The 18,378-nt window shown below is 69.7% G+C and carries 19 protein-coding genes; 14 read left to right on the top strand and 5 right to left on the bottom strand.

Annotation, left to right across the window (positions count from 1 at the left end; all coding sequences use genetic code 11):
* Both hisD and hisG read right to left on the bottom strand, forming a co-directional pair.
* On the bottom strand, positions 1-1,387 hold a 1,387-nt coding region (gene hisD, locus LW840_RS06190), incomplete at its 3' end, for a histidinol dehydrogenase (RefSeq protein WP_291276626.1).
* Positions 1,384-2,262, bottom strand: a complete 879-nt coding sequence (gene hisG, locus LW840_RS06195; RefSeq protein ID WP_291261197.1) for an ATP phosphoribosyltransferase — start codon at positions 2,260-2,262, stop codon at positions 1,384-1,386. The genes hisG and hisD, both read right to left, overlap by 4 nt.
* Positions 2,263-2,635: 373 nt before the next feature.
* Here hisG and LW840_RS06200 point away from each other — a divergent pair, with 373 nt between their 5' ends.
* The 9 genes from LW840_RS06200 (at position 2,636) to LW840_RS06240 (ending at position 10,807) form a co-directional block, all read left to right on the top strand.
* The gene (locus LW840_RS06200) at positions 2,636-3,136 is read left to right on the top strand and encodes a plastocyanin/azurin family copper-binding protein (RefSeq protein WP_291261196.1); all 501 of its coding nucleotides are present in this window, start codon (positions 2,636-2,638) and stop codon (positions 3,134-3,136) included.
* A gap of 79 nt (positions 3,137-3,215) precedes the next feature.
* Positions 3,216-4,964 carry a hypothetical protein gene (locus LW840_RS06205; protein ID WP_291276627.1) on the top strand — a complete coding sequence of 583 codons (1,749 nt, stop codon included), beginning with the start codon at positions 3,216-3,218 and terminating at the stop codon, positions 4,962-4,964.
* A 10-nt stretch (positions 4,965-4,974) separates the two neighbouring features.
* Positions 4,975-5,409 carry a hypothetical protein gene (locus LW840_RS06210; RefSeq protein WP_291268530.1) on the top strand — a complete coding sequence of 145 codons (435 nt, stop codon included), beginning with the start codon at positions 4,975-4,977 and terminating at the stop codon, positions 5,407-5,409.
* 94 nt (positions 5,410-5,503) lie between these two features.
* Positions 5,504-6,013 (top strand): GAF domain-containing protein, encoded by a 510-nt coding sequence (locus tag LW840_RS06215; protein ID WP_291268529.1) that lies wholly within the window; start codon positions 5,504-5,506, stop codon positions 6,011-6,013.
* 51 nt (positions 6,014-6,064) lie between these two features.
* Positions 6,065-6,661 (top strand): HD domain-containing protein, encoded by a 597-nt coding sequence (locus LW840_RS06220; RefSeq protein WP_291268528.1) that lies wholly within the window; start codon positions 6,065-6,067, stop codon positions 6,659-6,661.
* A 50-nt stretch (positions 6,662-6,711) separates the two neighbouring features.
* Positions 6,712-8,709: an Ig-like domain-containing protein gene (locus tag LW840_RS06225; protein ID WP_291276628.1), complete on the top strand. Its 1,998-nt coding sequence runs from the start codon at positions 6,712-6,714 to the stop codon at positions 8,707-8,709.
* Complete coding sequence (locus LW840_RS06230) at positions 8,706-9,887, top strand: hypothetical protein (protein ID WP_291276629.1); 1,182 nt, start codon at positions 8,706-8,708, stop codon at positions 9,885-9,887. The genes LW840_RS06225 and LW840_RS06230 overlap by 4 nt, the downstream gene beginning before the upstream one ends.
* A gap of 171 nt (positions 9,888-10,058) precedes the next feature.
* The gene (locus LW840_RS06235; RefSeq protein ID WP_291273983.1) at positions 10,059-10,469 is read left to right on the top strand and encodes a hypothetical protein; all 411 of its coding nucleotides are present in this window, start codon (positions 10,059-10,061) and stop codon (positions 10,467-10,469) included.
* Between the two features lie 29 nt (positions 10,470-10,498).
* Complete coding sequence (locus LW840_RS06240) at positions 10,499-10,807, top strand: hypothetical protein (protein ID WP_291268525.1); 309 nt, start codon at positions 10,499-10,501, stop codon at positions 10,805-10,807.
* 76 nt (positions 10,808-10,883) lie between these two features.
* On the opposite strand, the gene ispG is transcribed toward LW840_RS06240, so the two are convergent.
* A complete protein-coding gene (gene ispG / locus LW840_RS06245; RefSeq protein ID WP_291268524.1) occupies positions 10,884-12,107 on the bottom strand; it encodes a flavodoxin-dependent (E)-4-hydroxy-3-methylbut-2-enyl-diphosphate synthase in 1,224 nt (407 codons plus the stop codon).
* Between the two features lie 83 nt (positions 12,108-12,190).
* Between ispG and LW840_RS06250 the strand changes: the two genes are divergently transcribed.
* The 5 genes from LW840_RS06250 to LW840_RS06270 all read left to right on the top strand — a co-directional run bounded on the left by LW840_RS06250 (position 12,191) and on the right by LW840_RS06270 (position 15,928).
* Positions 12,191-12,676 (top strand): hypothetical protein, encoded by a 486-nt coding sequence (locus LW840_RS06250; protein ID WP_291261186.1) that lies wholly within the window; start codon positions 12,191-12,193, stop codon positions 12,674-12,676.
* A gap of 124 nt (positions 12,677-12,800) precedes the next feature.
* On the top strand, positions 12,801-13,304 hold the full coding sequence (locus LW840_RS06255) for an outer membrane beta-barrel protein (RefSeq protein WP_291276630.1): 504 nt from the start codon (positions 12,801-12,803) through the stop codon (positions 13,302-13,304).
* 133 nt (positions 13,305-13,437) lie between these two features.
* A complete protein-coding gene (locus LW840_RS06260) occupies positions 13,438-14,736 on the top strand; it encodes an NAD(P)/FAD-dependent oxidoreductase (protein WP_291268521.1) in 1,299 nt (432 codons plus the stop codon).
* A gap of 20 nt (positions 14,737-14,756) precedes the next feature.
* The gene (locus LW840_RS06265; protein WP_291268520.1) at positions 14,757-15,371 is read left to right on the top strand and encodes a hypothetical protein; all 615 of its coding nucleotides are present in this window, start codon (positions 14,757-14,759) and stop codon (positions 15,369-15,371) included.
* 29 nt (positions 15,372-15,400) lie between these two features.
* A complete protein-coding gene (locus tag LW840_RS06270; protein WP_291276631.1) occupies positions 15,401-15,928 on the top strand; it encodes a hypothetical protein in 528 nt (175 codons plus the stop codon).
* Positions 15,929-16,094: 166 nt separating this feature from the next.
* Here the strand turns inward: LW840_RS06270 and LW840_RS06275 are convergent, their stop codons facing one another.
* Together LW840_RS06275 and argH are read right to left on the bottom strand one after the other, a co-directional pair.
* Positions 16,095-16,787, bottom strand: coding sequence for an HAD family phosphatase (locus LW840_RS06275; protein ID WP_291276632.1), 693 nt, complete (start codon positions 16,785-16,787; stop codon positions 16,095-16,097).
* Entirely contained in the window at positions 16,784-18,181 is a 1,398-nt protein-coding gene (gene argH / locus LW840_RS06280) for an argininosuccinate lyase (RefSeq protein ID WP_291276633.1), read from the bottom strand. Before argH ends, LW840_RS06275 begins: the two co-directional genes overlap by 4 nt.
* Between the last annotated feature and the right edge of the window lie 197 nt (positions 18,182-18,378).

Consider the following 18,378-nt stretch of genomic DNA (forward strand, 5'->3'; position numbering starts at 1 on the left):
CCGGCTCTGACCCCGGCTCTGACCCCAGCTCTGACCCCAGCTCTGACCCCGGGAAGGTTGGGGTGGCCCAGGCGCGGGCGGCGGCGGCGTGTGCCGGCAGTCCCTCGGCGTCGGCCAAGCGCCCCACATCGTCGCTCAGCAAGGCGGCCGCCCCGGGGGTCACTTCCTGCCACGTGGTCCAGCGCACGAAGTCGAGGGTGCTGAGCCCCGAGTAGCTGCGCCCCGCCCCGGCGGTGGGGAGGACGTGGTTGGCCCCCGTCATGTAGTCGCCGTAGGCCACACTGCTCGACGCGCCCAGGAAGATCGTGCCGGCGCTGCGCAGCGCCGCGAGCGTGGCGTCGCGCACCTCGTCGCGCACCAGCAGCAAGAGGTGTTCGGCGGCCCACACATTGGTGAAGGCAATGGCGTCGTCCAGCTGCGGTATCGTGACGATCGCGCCCCGCTCACGCAGCGACTGTTCGATCACTGCGGCGCGCGGCGCCACCGCGATCTGCCCTGCCAGCGCCTCACGCACGTGCACCGCCAGCGCATCCACATCCTCGCCAGCCAACACCGCGATCACGGCGGCGTCGGGATCGTGCTCGGCCTGCGCCAGCATCTCGCGCGCAATGGCCACGGCATCGGCCGAGGCGTCGGCGAGCACGAGCAGCTCGCTCGGGCCGGCGGGCGCATCGATGGCCACGCGGTGCACAAGCTGCAGCTTGGCCTCGGCCACGTAGGCGTTGCCGGGCCCCATGATGCGATCGACGCGCGGCACACTCGCCGTACCCAGCGCCATGGCGGCAATGGCACCGGCACCACCAACGGCGAACACCCGGTCCACGTTGGCCAGCGCGGCGGCGGCCAGCACCACCGGCGACGGCATGCCGTCGGGCCCCGGAGGCGAACACACGATCACGTCCTGCACCCCCGCCACCCGCGCGGGAATGGCGCCCATGAGCAGCGAACTCGGATAGGCGGCGCGTCCGCCCGGCGCATAGATCCCCACCCGTTGCAGCGGGTCCGGCCGGCGCCCGACCGTGATGCCGGGTTCGGGGGAGCAGACGGTTTCCACGGGGCGAAACGCCGCGTGCACGGCGGCGATGTTCCGTGCGGCACGCTCGAGGGACACACGCAACGCGGGGTCGAGTGAGGCGAGCGCGGCGTCCCAGGCGCTGCGCGGTACCTCGAGGGAGGTGAGCGTCACGCGGTCGAAGTCGCGGGCGAACTGGAACAGCGCGTCGTCACCACGCTCGCGTACCTGGGCGATGAGGGCGGCGGAGCGCTCGCGCACGGTGCCGTCGGTCGTGGACGAGCGGTCCACGATGGCACGACGCGTGGGGGCATCGAGTGACGCCAGGGCCCCGAACGCCCGCAACGGCACGGAGGCTTCCAACGACGTGCTCACGGCACGAGCCTCTCGATGCGCGTGACCAGAATGCCCTCGCCGCCAAGGGCCCGCAGCTGCGAGATGGTGCGATAGATGGTTGCGGCGCTCACGACGGCGTGCACGGCCACGTATTGCGAGGATTCGGCAATTTCGATGACCGTAGGGCCGTTGAGGCCCGGCAGCACCTCCCGCACCTGATGGAGCGCGGCGCGCGGGACGTTGGCCATGAGGTAGCGCTGCCCGCGCGCCCGGATGACCGACGCCAGCGCGGTCACGAGGTCGTCGAGTTCCTGCCGGCGGTCGGCGGCGCCGTGGCGCGGCCCCCCCTCCGCGGTGATGAGGTGTGCGCTCGAGCGCAGAACGGTTTCGATCTCGCGCAAGCCATTCACGCGCAGGGTGCTGCCGGTGGAGGTGAGATCCACGACCACATCGGCGATGCCCAGGTGCGGCGCGATTTCGGCAGCTCCCGACACCGGGACCACATCTACCGGCCGGCCGGCCTGCTCGAAGAAGCGGCGGGTGATGTTGGGAAAGACGGTGGCCACGCGCATGCGCTGCCCATCCTTTCCGATATCGGCCACCGCGCGAATACCCGAGTCCTCCCGCGCGGCCACCACGAGGCGGCACCGGCCGAAGCCGAGGTCGAGGTGGGAGGTGAGGGGGCGTCCCGATTCGTTCACCAGGTCCCAGCCGGTCACGCCCACGTCGGCGGCGCCGTCGGCCACGAACTCGGGGATGTCCTGAGCGCGCACGAAGATGGCCTCGAACTCCCCGCCGAGGGAAGCGGTGAGGGCGCGCTCGCCGGACGAGCGGACTTCGAGTCCGGCGTCGTTGAAGAGTTCGCGGGTGTCTTCGGAGAGGCGCCCCTTGTTGGGGAGGGCGATACGGAGCATCGGGTGTTCTAGTAGAGAGAAAACGGAACAGGACGTCCCGGCGGGCAACAAAAAAGGCCCGTCCGGTAGGGACGGGCCGCAGGTCGCCGTGCGCGGGGACGCGGAGTGCTTACCCCATCACGCACGAAGCGCCCCGACCCGTCGGGCCGTGGCTGTGGTGCGCATGATGGTGGGCGGTGCGGACGGCAGGCATAGTCGTGAGACGGTAGCAGGCTCGAGGGATGGCGTCAAGTCTGGCCTTCCCTGACCGGCCCCTTGGCGCTGGTCGCCTTTGTGAATAAGTTCACAAAGTCTGCAGGGCCCTGCAGGCACAGGCCATCCGGTGGCCTGAAAAATAGGAAATTTCCGATATAGGCTCTGGAGGCCTACACACATGCGGTTTCTCGGCTTTGCGGTGGTGACGGGCGCGGCGATCCTGCTCGGCGCGTGCGGCGGTGGTGACAAGGCGGCGACGGATTCGGCGGCGGCTCCGGCGGCCGACACGGCGGCGGCAGCGGCTCCGGCGGCTCCGGCGGCGGGCGCGATGGCCCCGATCACGGGCACGACGCACACGGTGAACATGGTGGGTGACGGTCAGGGCTACCGCTTCGAGCCGGCCGAAATCACGATCGCCGCGGGCGACGGCATCAAGTTCGTCATGGTCTCGGGCGGCCCGCACAACGTGGCCTTCGATCCCGCCACGCTGTCGCCGGAAGCGAAGACGGCCCTCACGGCGAACATGCCGGAGCAGGCTGGTGAGCTCTCGGGCAAGATGCTCCTGAACGCGAACGAAGAGTACACGGTCTCGTTCGCCGGCGTTCCGGCTGGTACGTACGACTACCACTGCACGCCGCACCTCGCGATGAACATGAAGGGCAAGATCACCATCAAGTAAGCTTCGGCTCACGCGATGTGATGGGCAGGACCACGGGGGCTGGCGCGATGCGCCGGCCCCCGTGTTCGTTACGGGCACCATGACTTCCTCCCGCGCCCGTTGGCTGGCCGCACGCACACGGAACGCGGCGCGCCATGGCCTCGTCATTGCCGGCACCGGCGCCCTCGTGATGATCGCAGCGCTGCTGACCTTCGTGCTGCTGCCACGCCAGGCCGATCGCGCGCTGTCCACCGCCATCGCCGCGCTGCCGCCGGCGCGTGACACGGTGCAGCTGCGCGCGCAGCGGGTGCGTGCCGATGCCGCGCGGGCCCGGGCCGAAGGGCAGCGCACCGCCGCCCGCAAGGCGCTGGCCGACTCGTTGCCCGGGAGCAGCGGCACCGCCGACTCGCTCTTCACCACCGCCATGCTGCCCGTCCTCGCGCGCGACACGGCGCTGCGCGCCTTCGCGGCGCAACTGGCGCGCGCACGGCAGACGCCGCTCATGGAGAGCTACCGGGCGCTCAGCGAGTCGCCCGTCATGCAGCGCGATTCCGTGCGCCGCGCCGCGGCCAGCCGGCTGCGCGATTCGCTCGACGTGCTGTACGATGAGCGCGAAGCCTTGGCCGCGTTGCGCGGCCCCGACGCCCGCTACGCCGCGCTCACCATGCGCCTCACCGAGGTGGGTGACCAGCTCGTGGCGCTCGCCGACCGCACCCTGCGGGCACAGGCCCAGCTGCCCGAGCCCGCCTCTACCGTGCCCGTGGACGCCGCGCGCCCCGATTCGCTGCTCGACGCGGCCGTGCGCCTCGCCACGGACTCCGTGGTGGCGCTCGACACGCTGCTGGCGGCGGCGCAGCGATTCAATGCCATCCTCGATGCCCAGCGGGCGGCGCTGCGTGCGCGCATGCAGTTGTCCGTGCCACCGGTCGCGATGCTGCTTGCCTCGCTGGTGCTGGGACTCAGTGGGGGCTTTTCCGTGGCCGTGTGGCGCGAGATGCGACTCCCCATGGTGGGGGACGCGCAGGAGCTCGAGGCACTCACCCGCTCGCGGGTGATCGTGCACCAGGGCGACGCCGCCGCGCCCGGAGAGTCGGGGGGCGCGTGGCGCATGGGCGCACGACGGCTCCCTCGCTTCGCCCGCCGCGCGCGGCCGCCGGAGGCGCCGGTGCCGGTGCTCACGCCGGCCGGCGATGCGTGGCCGTTGCTCCATCTCACCCTCTCGCACGTGGGAGACGTTTCGCGCGAGGTGCAGGTGCTCGCGGACCATCCGGTGGTGGCAGGCGCGGTCGGGCTCAACCTGGCGTCGGTGGCAGCGCGCGAGTCGCGCGCCACGGCACTGGTGGACGCCGCGCAACGCGCCGGCGCGCTGGTGCCGCTGCTCCCCACCAGCGCCCTGGTGCGCAGCGACGGCGAGCGGTCGACCCATGGCGGCGGCGCCACGGGGGCGTTCGGTGCGGACACGTCATGGGAGGAGGCGTGGGACGCGTCGCGGGCCCTCCCGCTGGGGCGTGACGCGAGCGTGACGCTGGTGCTGCCGCGTCGGGCCCGCGCCGACGCCGGTGCCCGTGCGCGCGCGGGGGGCCCGGAGCACCCGGCCACCGCCGACACTCCCACGCGGCTCGAGCCGCTGCTGCGCCACTTCGACTTCACGGTGTACGTGAGCGACCTGTCCCGTGCGCCGGCCGTCCCTGCTCACTGCGATCTGGTGCTCTGCGCAAGGCTGGGAGAAACGCCGCTGGCCTGGGTGGCCCGCACCGTCAGGGCGGCCGAGGAGCAGGGGCGCCGCATTCGCGCCGTCGTGCTCTGGGCTACCGATGTGCCGCTGGCCGGCTCGCGCGCCTCCGGCTAGTCTCCGCTGCATGTGGGCAGATACGCTGTTGACCCTCGAGCAGGGACATCTCCTGCGCCTGGGCGTGTGGGCCGCGCTCAGCATGCTCGGTGGCACCGCGCTGCTGGCGCTGCTGACCGTGCGACGCATGACGGCGCCGCTGGTGCGGCACTTCGCCATTCAGACGCTGGCCTGGGGGGCCGTCAACGCCCTCATTGCCCTCTGGGCGTGGCGTGGTCTGGCCATGCGCGACTTCGCCGGCACGCAGAAGCTGCTCAACATCCTGTGGCTCAATACCGGCCTCGATATCGGCTACGCCGCCGTGGGGCTCACGCTGATCATCGTCGGCTGGCGATGGGAGCGACGGCTCGGCGCCGTGGGGGCCGGCATCGGCGTCGTGCTGCAGGGACTCGCGCTCGCCGTGCTCGACTACCGCCTCATCGTCCTCATCGGCCCGTTGCGCTGACGCCCACGCTGACGCCCACGCTGGCGCCGACCCCGGCGCGGCCCGTCGGCCGCTGCTTCCGTCACCGACGTCTCGTCTCGTTTCCCCTGGCCTCATGGAACCTGTCATCCCCGACCTGCGCGCCGTTCCGCGCGCCGACGCGTACGCCCGCCTGCTGGAAATGCAGGCCCTGCTCCTGCACGACAGCACCGATGCCATTGCCGGCATGGCAACGCTGAGCGCCATGCTGCACCACGCCTTCGGCCATTTGTGGACCGGGTTCTATCGGGTCGTGGAGCGGGACCGATTGCTGCGGGTGGGGCCGTATCAGGGATCACTCGGCTGTCAGGACATCGCCTTCGGGCGCGGTGTCTGCGGCACGGCCGCGGCGGAACGCCGCACGGTGGTGGTGCCCGACGTGCACGCGTTTCCGGGACACATCGCCTGCGATGCCCGCTCGCAGAGCGAAATCGTGGTTCCGGTGTACGACGCCGCGGGTGCCCTCATGGCCGTGCTCGACATCGACTCGCCCGTGCTCGACGCCTTCGGCGATGACGACGTGGCCGGCCTCGAACGGTTGGTGGCTTGGTTCACCCGCACGACGTATGTTCCCGTCCCTGCCTGACGCGCCCCGTCAGATCCGCCATCGCCCGTCGCCCCGCCGTTCATGCCTGGTATGACTGGATACTCCGATCGGATCAACCACGCCTTCGCCTTCGCGGCGAAGCATCACGACCAGCAGGTGCGCAAGGGCACACGCCTGCCGTACCTCACGCACCCGGCCAATGTGGCGATGATTCTCACCCGCTACGGCTGCAGCGAGGACACGGTGGTGGCGGGGATCCTGCACGACGTGGTGGAGGACTGCGTGCGCGACAGCATGACGCGCGAGATGCTCGAGGAGCGGATCGGTCACAAGTTCGGCCACAGCGTTCTCGCCACCGTCCTCATGGTGACCCACCGCAAGGTGGACGACGATGGCATCGAGCTGTCGTCGGAAGACAAGAAGGAAGACTACCTCGCCCGTCTGTCGCTGGCGAACGAGGACGCCCTGTGGGTGTGCGCCGCGGACAAGGTGCACAACGCCAACAGCATTCTCTCCGACCTGCGGCGCACCGCCTTCCCCGAAACGGTGTGGGGGCGCTTCAGCGTGGGCCGCGACGGCACGGTGCGATGGTACCGCCGCGTGGCCAACCGGCTGCGCGAGGTCGGGTTCAACGCCCCCATCGTCGATGAACTCGACGCCGCGGCGTCGGCGCTCGAGCAGGTGTAGCTGCCCCGGCTGTCGTCATTTCCCCACCACCATCTCCGGCCCTGTCGCCCATGCTGATCGCCCTCGTCTCCGCCTCGCTCGCCGCCGTGCAGCCGCCGTCGGCGGCCAAGCTGGAAATCACCCCCGCCAACCCGGTGGTCATTGCCGAGGACACGCTGCGACTGCGCGCCCGGGTGGTGGATGCCAATGGCCAGCCCGTGCCGGGCACCACGATTCGCTTCATCGCGGCGGGTGGCCGCTTCGAAGGCGCGATCGATGCCGACGGGTTGGTGCGCTCCGGCTCCACCGGCACCATGCCGGTGACCGTCGTGGCGCAGATCGTGGGGCAACCCACCATCACGCAGCGCATCGAAGTGCGCATGGTGCCCGGACCGGCCGCCACGATCACGCTCGACGACGCCCCGACGCGTCTGGTGGGCGGGCAGCGTCTCGTGCTGGTGCCCACGGTGCGCAGCGCCGCTGGCGACCGGCGCGACGACCGGGTGCAATGGAGCAGCAGCAACCCCGCGGTGGTAGCCGTCAACGCCGACGGCCTCGTGGAGGCGAAGGGGGTGGGACGTGCCGTGCTCACGGCGCGCGTCGATCGCGCCACGGCCACGCACGCGGTGCTGGTGGTGGCGGGGCGCATCGGCGCACTCGCCATCACCCCCAGTGCGAAGGAGGCGCGCACCGGCGACGTGATCCGCTTTGCGGTGACCGCGCGCGACGCCGCCGGCCGGCCGTTGGCCGGACTGACCCCCAGCTGGAGCTTCAATCCCGGTCAGGGGGTGATCGACGCCGACGGGGCGTTCACCGGCTATGAAGGGGGCACATATGTCGTGACGGCCACGCTGGGCACGCAGAGTGCGCAGGCGGTGGTGCGGCTCACGCCGCGCGACGTGCGCCGGCCGGCCACGGTCGTGGGGCGGTTGCCGCGCACCGGGTTCACCACGGAAGAGGTGTGGTTGCACCCCACGCGCGAGATCGCGTACCTCGGCACCGGCTCGGGGGGCGACCGCATGTTCACCATCGACATCACCGACAAGAGCAAGCCGGTGGTGACCGACTCCATCGTGGAGAACACGCGGCGCGTCAACGACATCATGACGAACCCCGCCGGCACGCATCTCGTGTTCACCCGCGAGGGGGCGAGCGACCGCAAGAACGGGATCGTCATTGCCACGCTCGACGATCCGCTGCACCCGAAGAAGTGCGCCGACTATACCGAAGGGCTCACCGGCGGCGTGCACAGCACCTTCGTGTACCGCCAGGAGAAGTACGGCACGCACATCTATCTCACCAACGACGGCACCGGGGCCATTCACATCATCGACTGGAACGACCCGTGCCAGCCGAAGACGGCCGCCGTGTGGAAGACGCCGCGTCCCGACGCCGGCCGCTCGCTGCACGACATCGACGTGCAGGATGGCCTCGCGTACCTGAGCTACTGGAACGACGGGCTGGTCATCCTCGACATCGGCAACGGCGTGAAGGGTGGCAGCCCCAGCAACCCCCAGCTTGTGAGCCAGTACAAGTACGACCTGAACGACATGTACCGGCAGGTGGAGGCGTCGGGTGGCCCGGGCTTCATTCGCGGCACGCACACCGCCTGGCGTCACAAGAACTACGTGTTCATTGCCGACGAGGTGTTCCCCGCCGCGCCGGTCAAGGGTGCCAAGGATGCGAGCGCCGGGCGCGCGTACGGCCGCCTGCAGGTGATCGACGTGAGCAACATCGCCAAGCCGAAGAGCGTGGCCTTCTACGAGCCCGAGTTCGGCGGCGTGCACAACGTGTGGGTGGCCGGCGACACGCTGTACATGGGCGCGTACAACGCGGGCTTCCGCACCTTCGACATCAGCGGTGAGCTGCGCGGCGATCTGCGGGCGCAGCAGCGGGAGATGGTGCACGTGCACACCGCCGACATGGACGGCTACGTGAAGAACGCCGCCATGACCTGGGGCGTGGTGGTGCGCAACGGCCTCGCGTACGTGAACGACATGTACAACGGTCTCTGGATCGTGCGCATGGATCCCAAGCCCGAACCCAAGAAGACCGTCATCGTGCCATGAAGCGCCGCGTCGCTCTCCTCGCCGCGTCCCTCGCCTCCCTGACGGCCGCGTCCGGCGCCGCCGCGCAGGGCGGCGCGTCGCTCGCCCCACCGGCTCCCGCGCGCACGTACACGGCGCTGGTGGCGAGCGAGAGCGTGGACCGCGTGGCGGTCATCGAGTTCGGCCCGCAGGGAGCGAAGGTCGTCCGGCAGCACGACGTGGGGGTGATGCTCGCCGATCCCGACGGTCCGCACGGACTGGCCGTGGCCCCCGACGGGGCGCACTACTACGTGAGCACGGCGCACGGCACCCCGTATGGCGTGCTGTGGAAGTTCGACGCGCGCACCAACGCGTACGCCGGCCAGGTCATGCTGGGCAACTTCCCCGCCACGGCGCAGGTGACCCCCGACGGCCGCCTGGTCGTGGTGGTGAACTTCAACCTGCACGGCGACATGGTGGCGAGCGACGTGAGCGTGGTGCGCACGGACAGCCTGCAGGAGATCGCCCGCATCACCACCTGCGCCATGCCGCATGGCTCGCGCGTGAACAGCCGCGGGACGCGGCATTACAGTGTGTGCATGATGGACGAGCAGCTCGTGGAGATCGACCTCGACGGACTGCAGGTGTCGCGCCACTTCCTGCTCACGAAGGGGATGGAGCGCGGCATGAGCGGCGCGCCACCGGTGCGCGGGGCGGCCGACGCGGCACACGCCGGACACGACATGAGCGGCCACGGACTGGCGCAGCCGGCGGCGGGGAGCACGACCTGCTCCCCCACCTGGGCCCAGCCCAGTGCCGACGATCGCACCGTGTGGGTGGCGTGCAACGGCACGAGCGATCTCGGGGAGATCGACGTGGCGTCGTGGACCATGCGCCGCCGCATTCCGGCGGGGAATGGCGTGTACAATCTCGCGGCCACCCGCGACGGGACGACGCTCGTGGCCACCAACAAGCGCGGGCAGAGCGTGGGCATCATCGACACGAAGACCGGTGCCACGCTCGCCACCCTCCCCACGCAGCGGCGGGTGGTGCACGGCGTGGCGATCACCCCCGACGACCGCTATGCGTTCGTGACGGTCGAGGGGGTGGGCTCGGAGCCGGGGACGGTGGAGATCATCGACCTGACGACGCGGCGCACCGTGGCCCGCGTGGATGTAGGGCAGCAGGCGGGGGGCATCGACATCCTGCCGCTGCGCTGATCCGGGGGGCGGGTCTTGCTGCGGCGTCGGCAACAGCGCATGGTACGGAGGCGGTGGCCGGGCACGCATCCCGGCGACCGCCGGTCGCCTCTCCAGGACGACGCGCTCGCCACCTCTGCCATGGAATGACCCCGCATGCGATTCCTCCGCGTTGCCGCCGCTGCCGGTGCGATGACACTCCTCGCCGGGTGTTTTCACCAGGTCGTCGACACCGGGCTTCCCCGCTCGACGACGACCGTGACGAAATCGTTCCACCCGTCCTACATCTTCGGCCTCGTATCGGGCTCGCCGATCGACGTGCGTCAGCAGTGCCCCAGCGGCATTGCGGTCGCCAGTACGCGGCAGACCTTCGCCAACGGCGTCGTCGGCATGCTCACCCTGGGGCTCTTCACGCCCCACGAAGTGTCGATCACCTGCGCCAACGGCGGACGCGCCGATGCCGGCACCGTGACGCGCGTGCTGGCCGCGACGCTCGACACCGAGGCGTTCAACACGGCGCTGTCGGAACTCGCCCGCGAGTCGGCCGTGTCCGGCCGCCCGATCATCGTCACCTTCGCGCCGGAAACGGCCCCTTCGCGCTGATCGCGGGAGACCTTGCCATGATGAGCCGGATGACTCGTTCCGTTTGCACGCTCGCCACGGTGGCGGCCGTCAGCCTGCTGGCGGGCTGCTACCACTACACCGTCGTTTCCGGGGCGCCGGAAGCGGCGCAGAAGATCGACCTGCCGTGGCAGAAGTCGTGGGTGCTGGGGCTCGTTCCCCCCGACACCATCAAGTCCCAGCAGACCTGCCCGCAGGGCATCGCCAAGTTCGAGACGAAGCACAGCTTCCTCAACGGGCTGGTCGGCAGCCTCACCTACAACATCTTCACGCCGATCCATCCCACGGTCACCTGCGCCAGCGGTCCGGTCGCGCGCTGACCGCCGTGCCCATGTCCCGTCGGGTGCCCGGCTCCATGAGCCGGGTGCCCGACGGACAGGGGAGTGACCCCGCGCCTCAGTAGGTGCGCGCCACGTAGTCGTTGAGGATGCCGAGGAACTCCGGCACGATGCGGTCCCCCTTGAGCGTGGTGAACAGCTTGCCGTCCACGTAAACGGGCGCCTTGGGCTCCTCGAAGGTGCCCGGCAGGGAAATGCCGATGTTCGCGTGCTTGCTCTCGCCGGGACCGTTCACCACGCACCCCATCACGGCCACCTTCATCTCCACCACGCCGGGCTTCGATTCGCGCCACACCGGCATCTGTTCGCGCAAGTAGCCCTGGATGTCCTCGGCCATGCGCTGGAAGAAGGTGCTGGTGGTGCGGCCGCAGCCGGGGCAGGCCGTGACCTGCGGCGCGAACGACCGCAGCCCCAGCGACTGCAGGATCTGCTGCGCCACGAACACTTCCTCGCGGCGATCACCACCGGGCTTGGGGGTGAGCGACACCCGAATGGTGTCGCCGATCCCTTCGCTGAGCAGGATCGACAGGGCCGCTGCCGACGCGATAACACCCTTGTTGCCCATTCCCGCTTCGGTGAGGCCGAGGTGCAGGGGGTAGTCGCACCGCTTGGCCAGCCGGCGGTAGCACTCCACGAGATCGGGGACCACGGAGATCTTGGCGCTCACGATGATCTTGTCGTGCGCGAGTCCCACTTCTTCGGCGAGCGCGGCGGACCGGAGCGCGCTCTCGAGCATCGCGTCCATGTACACGTCCTTCGCATCGCGCGGCGTGGCCGACGCGGCGTTGGCGTCCATCATGTCGGTGAGCAGGTGCTGGTCGAGCGACCCCCAGTTCACGCCGATGCGCACCGGCTTGTCGTGATCGATGGCCGCCTGCACGATGGTGGTGAAGTTCGTGTCGCGGTGCTTCGTGCCGACATTGCCGGGGTTGATGCGGTACTTGTCGAGGGCAGCGGCCGCCTTCGGGTACTTGGTGAGCAGCAGGTGCCCGTTGTAGTGGAAGTCGCCAATGAGCGGCACGTCGAGCCCGCGGTCCTCCAGGCGCTGGCGGATCTCGGGAACCGCCTGCGCCGCCTCGTCGGTGTTGACCGTGATACGCACCTTCTGCGAGCCGGCCTCGAACAGCGCCGCCACCTGGTCGGCGGTGCTGGCAGCGTCAGCCGTATCGGTGTTGGTCATGGACTGCACCACCACGGGGGCAGAAGACCCCACGGCCACACCGCGCACCGTGACCGTGACGGTGGGACGACGGCTACCGAACCCTGCGGCGGAGGACGACACGATACGCACCCTGCAAGTGGAAGTGACGGGATGGACGACGGCGAAAGCTAGCGCCTGCCGGTAGGGTCGCCCAAGTTCCGTTCATGGCCGATCCCACTCAAGACGAACACGACTCGCCGGCCGGCAGTGCCGGGTCGGCGGCCACCGGCGATGCCCCGGGCGGCAAGGCCACCTCGCCCGCGCCTCGCGCGTCGTTCGTGCGCCGCCATTGGCTGGCGGTCACGGTGCTGGCGCTGCTGGGGCTCCCGGCGCTGGGGCTCGGCATCTGGACAGCGGCAGCGCTTTCGTGGAGCTACTCCGAGGGGTCGCGCGCGGGCTACGTGCAGAAGATTTCCAGGAAGGGGTGGCTGTGCAAGACCTGGGAGGGGACGCTCTACACGGACATCGCCAAGGGTTTCCGGTCGGACAGTTTCTCCTTCACCGTGCGCAGCGATTCCGTGGCGGCCGCCATTGCGGCGCTCAGTGGCAAGCGCGTCACGGTGACCTACCAGCAGCATGTCGGGGTACCAACCTCATGCTTTGGCGAGACGGAGTATTTCGTCACGGCCGTGGCGCCGTCGCCCGAGTAGCGACGCGCCCCATTCGCGCTGGTACGGCATTCGCATCATTGGCGGTGCACGACGTGCGCCCCCCTTGAACTGGAGGTATCTGATGAAGCATGCACTGCGGACCTGTGCATTGATCGCGGCCGTGATGGGCCCGGCAACCCTGGGTGCCCAATCCACCGACCGGTCGGTGAGCGTTGGCGTGAGTGGCGGCCTGTCGCTGCCCATGGGCGATCTGGGCGATGTAGCGAACTCCGGGTACAACCTCACCGGGCACCTGTTCTTCAAGCCGGCGGCGCTGCAGTCGGTGCGTCTCCGGGCCGATGTGAGCGTCGACCAGTGGGACTACAAGGATGTCGTGGTGTTCGAGGGGAGCACCCGCGCCATCGGCTTCGTGGGGAACGTGCTGTACGACATCCCCACCGAGTCCTCCTCGATGCTCCGGCCCTATGCGCTGGGCGGTCTGGGCATCTTCAACACCAGGAACCCCGAAACGGACCAGTCCGACACCAATCTGGGACTGCAAGTGGGTGGCGGTCTCACCTTCCAGCTGTCGGGCTTCTCCACCTTTGCCGAAGCGCGCTTCGTGAATGTGTTCAGTGACGGTCGAAGCTCGCGCTACGTGCCGATCACGTTCGGCGTGCGGTTCTGATGTAGGGAAGGCTGTTCCGGAACGCGTCGGATGCCGTGTCGGATCGGCGGGACCGGCGGTTTGGATGGCCCAACGCCCGCCGGGCGCCACGAGACCGTGGCGTCCGGCGAAGTCATTCGTGCACTTTGCAGGCATGCGTGCTTCCAACGGGAATCCCATCGTCATCGTCGGCGCCGGTGTGGCCGGACTGGTCGCGGCCATTGAACTGCAAGCGGCCGGGCGCGCGGTGCTCGTCCTCGATGCCGCCCCCGAGGTGGGCGGACGCGTACGCACGAGCCGCCACGACGGGCTCGTCATCGATCACGGCTTTCAGGTGCTGTTCACGGCGTACCCCACGCTGCGCCGCTATCTGGACTTCGACCGGCTCGCCCTGCGGAAGTTCCTCCCGGCAGCGCGTATCGCGCGCGACGGGCACGTCTCGCTCATTGGCGATGCGCTGGCCGACCCGGGGTTGCTGCTCGACACCATCTTTGCGCGCGCCATTGGCGTGGGCGACAAGCTGCGCCTGCTCGCGCTGCGCCGCTTCGCCCAGCACCTCAGCATCGACGACTGTTTCGGCCCGCGCTTCGCCGGCATCAGCACGCGCGAGTTTCTCGCGGCGCGGGGGTTCGGCGCGCCGGTGATCGACGGCTTCTTTGCGCCGTTCTACGGTGGCATCCTGCTCGATCGCACGCTCGCCACCAGCGCCAGCATCCTGCTCTTCACCTTCAAGATGCTGGCCGACGGCGACACGGTGATTCCGGCCGGTGGCATCGGCGCGCTCACGCAGCAGATGGCGGCGCGGCTCACCCCCGGCAGCGTGCGCACGCGCACGGCGGTGCGCGCGCTGACGGTGACGGCCGGACGGGTGAGCGGCGTGCAGCTGGATGATGCCACCACGATCGAAGCCGCGCAGGTGGTGCTCGCCACCGACGCCCCGGCCGCCGCGACGCTGGCGCGTACGGTGGGGCTGTCGCTCCCCGAGCCCACGGGCGCCCGCGGCTGCACCACGCTGTACTTCACCGCCCGCACCTCGCCCATTCCCGGCAAGGCGCTGTGGCTCAACGCCAACCCGCAGGCCGTGCTCTCACACGCGGTGACGCTCACCGACGTCGCGCCCGAGTATGCCTCGCAAGGGCGCACGCTCATTGCCGCCACCGCGGTAGGGGCGGCCGCCGATCTCGACGACGCGACGCTGGACGCGGCAATGCGCCATGAGCTGGCGCGCATGGGGGGCGTCTCCCCCGACGCCCTGACGCTCGATCGGGTGGCGCTCTGGCGCGTGCCCTACGCGCAGTACGAGCAGGCCCCGGGGTGGCGGGAACAACGCCCCAGCATTGCGTGTGGTATGGCAGGGCTCTGGCGCGCCAGCGAAACCCTGCACTCCAGCTCACTCGAAGGTGCCGCACGGGGCGGCGAGATGGCGGCCAAGGCCATCCTGCACGCCACGTGATTCTCCAGTCCTCACCGATCATGCGTTCTGCCTTCCGCCCGGTGCGCGCCACGGCGGGCACCCTGTTCGCCTTCGTGGCGCCGCTGCTGTTCGCCCCGGCCTCTCTCGTCGCGCAGGGTACGCTGCGCGAGCAGTCCGCCAATCTCCCCGGTGGTGCACCGCGCCAGATCATCGCCATCAACCCGTTCATGCCGCTCGCCGGGTTCTTCCAGGGTGAGTACGAGCGCAAGCTGCGCGACAACACGAGCGTGGCCATCGGCGCGTCGTATGTGCCATGGAACCGCAATGTGCTCAACGCCGACATCAAGCTGCGGCTCTATCCGCAGGATCGCGCGCTCGAGGGGTTGGGGCTCGCCGCTGGTGTGGGGCTGGGGCGCACGCAGCAGGCCGACGACGTGGGTGCCTGTGCGCCGATCAACTGTGAGCCACCGGTCTTCGCCGGCGCGCAGGTCACCGCCCCCACGTTCTCCGTGGAGGCGCAGTACCAGTGGCTGCTTGGCCGCACGCGCGCCACGGCGGTGACGGTGGGTGGGGGCGTCAAGCGGTACTTCTTCAGTGAAACCGACGTGCGGGATCGTGACATCAGCCGCGTGCTCCCCACGGGGCGGCTCACCATTGGCTGGGCGTTCCGGTGAGACGGGCCACGCGAGCCGTGACCTGCGCCGTGGCGGCCCTGCTGCTCGGTGCCGTTGTGCTGCCGGCCCAGACCCCCACGCGCATCATCTCGATCAACCCGTTCCTTCCGCTGGCCGGGTCGTTTCAGGGCGAGTTCGAATCGCGACTACGCGAGAACCTGTCGGTGGCGGTGGCGGCATCGTATCTCGCCCCCGGTGACAATGACGACGACCGCTTCGCCAACGCCGACATCAAGCTGCGGCTCTATCCGTCGGAGCGGGCGCTGCAGGGGTTCGGCTTTGCGGCCGGTGTGGGCGTGGGGCGCCAGTCCACGGTGAGCTTCGTGGACTGCGTCGGCTTCAGTCCGTGCACCTATCCGCGCCGCAGCGCCACCTCACCCACCTTCTCGGTGGAGATGCAGTACCAGTGGCTGCTGGGCAAGCAGCGCAACACGGCGGTGGCGGTGGGCGGCGGCGCGCGGCGCTACTTCCTGCTCGAGGACTCGCCGACCGGGTTCGACCAGTTCAACGAGTACATGCCCACACTGCGCCTGACGATCGGGTACGCCTTTCGCTGACGGCTGGCGGGCGGTGGCGGCGTCCACGTCCAAAGCGGTCTGCGTGCGGCGGTCGCCGCTGCTGGACGCCACCGACGGTACGCCCGCATCTCCCCCTCGACGCCACCGGGTCTGCTGCGCGGCGCCTCACCGGAGTCGGAGGTGCACTCGCGCCGCCGCAGGGGCATTACGTCGCGATCAGCGGCAACAGCGCACGCAGCTGGTCCACCGTATGCACGGCGCCGGCCGCACGAAGGCGATCGGGGGCCACCAATTCGGCGTAGCCAATGACGGTCATGCCGGCGGCGTGTGCGCCCTGCACGCCAAGCGGGCTGTCTTCCACCACGATCGTTCGCCCGGGCTCGAATCCCAGCGCCTCGGCCGCGTGCAGGAACAGATCGGGCGCCGGCTTGGGGCGCGCCACATCCACGGCGCTGAAGCGACGCCCCTCGAAGCGGGCCAGCAGCTCCGTCGCGCCCAAGGTGGTGCGCATCTTCTCGTGTTCGCCGTTGCTGGCCACGCCGTACCCAATGCCCGCGGCATCGAGCGCATCGAGCAGCGCCACGATGCCCTCGACCGGGGTGACCTCGCTGGCCAGGGCCACCTTCACCTCGTCGTAGAAGCGCGGGAGCAGCGTATCGGGCGGGCGGCGGCCCAGCTGCTCGGTCACGATCTCCAGACAGCGGCCCATACTGTTGCCAAGATAGGTGGCGAGCGATTGCTCGGTGGTGGTGGGCAGCCCGATCTCCGTGAGCAGCCCGGCCCACACGCGGCTGGTGATGCGTTCACTGTCCACGAGCACCCCATCGCAGTCGAAGATGACGCCGTCGTAGCGCTCTCCGCGAAAGCGAAGGGAGGCGCCGCCCGCTGTCGTCGTCACAGCGCCGGGGTCGAGAGCGCCGCGTGCGCCTGGGCGATCTGCGCGCGCACGGCTTCGGGCCCGGTGCCGCCGGCAATGTTGCGCGCGGCGAGTGACGCTTCAGCGCCGAGGGCATCGCGTGCATCATCACCGAAGAGCGCGTGTGCCTTGCTGAACGCGTCGACCGGCAGTTCGGTCATCTCGATTCCCGCTTCTTCCGCCTGACGCACGAGCGACCCGACCGCACCGTGCGCTTCGCGGAAGGTCGCGCCCTTCTTGACCAGATAGTCGGCGAGGTCGGTGGCCATCATGGCGCTGCTCACGGCGGCGCGCATGCGCGCGCGCTCGAAGCGCAGCTCACTGATGGCGCCGGCCATGGCCGGCAGCACCAGATGCAGCAGGTCCACCGCGTTGAAGAGTGCCCGCTTGTCGTCCTGCAGATCCTTGCTGTAGCCGCTGGGGAGGCCCTTGATGGTCCCCACCAGCGACACCAGGTCGCCCAGCACACGGGCGCCACTGCCGCGCGCCAGTTCGAAGACATCGGGATTGCGCTTCTGCGGCATCATGCTGCTGCCGGTGCTGAAGCCGTCGCCGAACTTCACGAAGCCGAACTCGCTCGACCCGTACACGATGAGATCTTCGGCAATGCGCGAGCAGTGCACGGCGGTCATGGTGCACACGAAGAGCGTTTCCGCCACGAAGTCGCGGTCGCCGGTGGCATCGATGCTGTTGGGGGAGATGCTCGCGAACTCGAGTTCGTCGCGCAGCACGTCGCGCGGCACCGGGAAGGCCGAGCCGGCAATGGCGCCGGAGCCGAGCGGCAGCACGGCTGCGTTGCGCAGCGCGTTGGCCAGACGCACGCGGTCGCGCTCGAGGGGCCAGAAGTGCGACAGCAGCCAGTGCGCGCCGCTCACCGGCTGGGCGCGTTGCAGGTGGGTGTACGCCGGCAGGATGGCATCGGCGATGGACTCGGCCTGCGTGAGCAGCGCCTGTTGCAGCTCGCGAATGGCCGCGTCGAGCTTGCGGCAGGCATCCATGGTCCAGAGGCGCGACGCCGTGGCCACCTGGTCATTGCGCGACCGGCCGGTGTGCAGCTTGGAGGCCACGGTCCCCGCCTCTTCATGCAGCAGGCGGTCGATCATGGTGTGGATGTCCTCATCGGTCCCAATGGGCGGTGCGCCGTCGGCAATGCGCATGGCCACGCGATCGAGACCGGCCCGGAGCTGCTCGGCTTCCTCGGCCGTGAAGACGCCCGCCTTGCTCAGGGCCAACGCCCACGCCTTGGAGAGACGGATGTCGTGCGGCCAGAGGCGGAAGTCGGTGCCGATGGACCGATTGATGGCGTCGAGCAGCGGCGACGGGCCGCCGGCAAAGCGACCGCCCCACAGCTTGTGCGTACCGGTGTCGTTGGACATCAGAATTTCGATGAGGGAGAGATCAGAACAACTGATCAGGTTTGGGTGGCTCGTTCAAGTATCCGGAGGGCGGCTGGCATCTCGTGAGCCGCGGCAGTGCCGGGTGGTGGGTTGCGGGTTTCCGGTGTTGAACCCGCAACCGGAAACTCGATACCCGAAACTCCCCGTCGCACACGGGATCCTACGCAGCGATCTTG

Source organism: Gemmatimonas sp., from assembly GCF_021298855.1.
Classification (GTDB): domain Bacteria; phylum Gemmatimonadota; class Gemmatimonadetes; order Gemmatimonadales; family Gemmatimonadaceae; genus Gemmatimonas.

Bases quoted from the DNA above. Each gene is read 5' to 3' on its own strand.
- hisG (WP_291261197.1), bottom strand. From the start codon at position 2,262: ATGCTCCGTATCGCCCTCCCCAACAAGGGGCGCCTCTCCGAAGACACC.
- LW840_RS06200 (WP_291261196.1), top strand. From the start codon at position 2,636: ATGCGGTTTCTCGGCTTTGCGGTGGTGACGGGCGCGGCGATCCTGCTC.
- LW840_RS06205 (WP_291276627.1), top strand. From the start codon at position 3,216: ATGACTTCCTCCCGCGCCCGTTGGCTGGCCGCACGCACACGGAACGCG.
- LW840_RS06210 (WP_291268530.1), top strand. From the start codon at position 4,975: ATGTGGGCAGATACGCTGTTGACCCTCGAGCAGGGACATCTCCTGCGC.
- LW840_RS06215 (WP_291268529.1), top strand. From the start codon at position 5,504: ATGGAACCTGTCATCCCCGACCTGCGCGCCGTTCCGCGCGCCGACGCG.
- LW840_RS06220 (WP_291268528.1), top strand. From the start codon at position 6,065: ATGACTGGATACTCCGATCGGATCAACCACGCCTTCGCCTTCGCGGCG.
- LW840_RS06225 (WP_291276628.1), top strand. From the start codon at position 6,712: ATGCTGATCGCCCTCGTCTCCGCCTCGCTCGCCGCCGTGCAGCCGCCG.
- LW840_RS06230 (WP_291276629.1), top strand. From the start codon at position 8,706: ATGAAGCGCCGCGTCGCTCTCCTCGCCGCGTCCCTCGCCTCCCTGACG.
- LW840_RS06235 (WP_291273983.1), top strand. From the start codon at position 10,059: ATGACACTCCTCGCCGGGTGTTTTCACCAGGTCGTCGACACCGGGCTT.
- LW840_RS06240 (WP_291268525.1), top strand. From the start codon at position 10,499: ATGACTCGTTCCGTTTGCACGCTCGCCACGGTGGCGGCCGTCAGCCTG.
- LW840_RS06250 (WP_291261186.1), top strand. From the start codon at position 12,191: ATGGCCGATCCCACTCAAGACGAACACGACTCGCCGGCCGGCAGTGCC.
- LW840_RS06255 (WP_291276630.1), top strand. From the start codon at position 12,801: ATGGGCCCGGCAACCCTGGGTGCCCAATCCACCGACCGGTCGGTGAGC.
- LW840_RS06260 (WP_291268521.1), top strand. From the start codon at position 13,438: ATGCGTGCTTCCAACGGGAATCCCATCGTCATCGTCGGCGCCGGTGTG.
- LW840_RS06265 (WP_291268520.1), top strand. From the start codon at position 14,757: ATGCGTTCTGCCTTCCGCCCGGTGCGCGCCACGGCGGGCACCCTGTTC.
- argH (WP_291276633.1), bottom strand. From the start codon at position 18,181: ATGTCCAACGACACCGGTACGCACAAGCTGTGGGGCGGTCGCTTTGCC.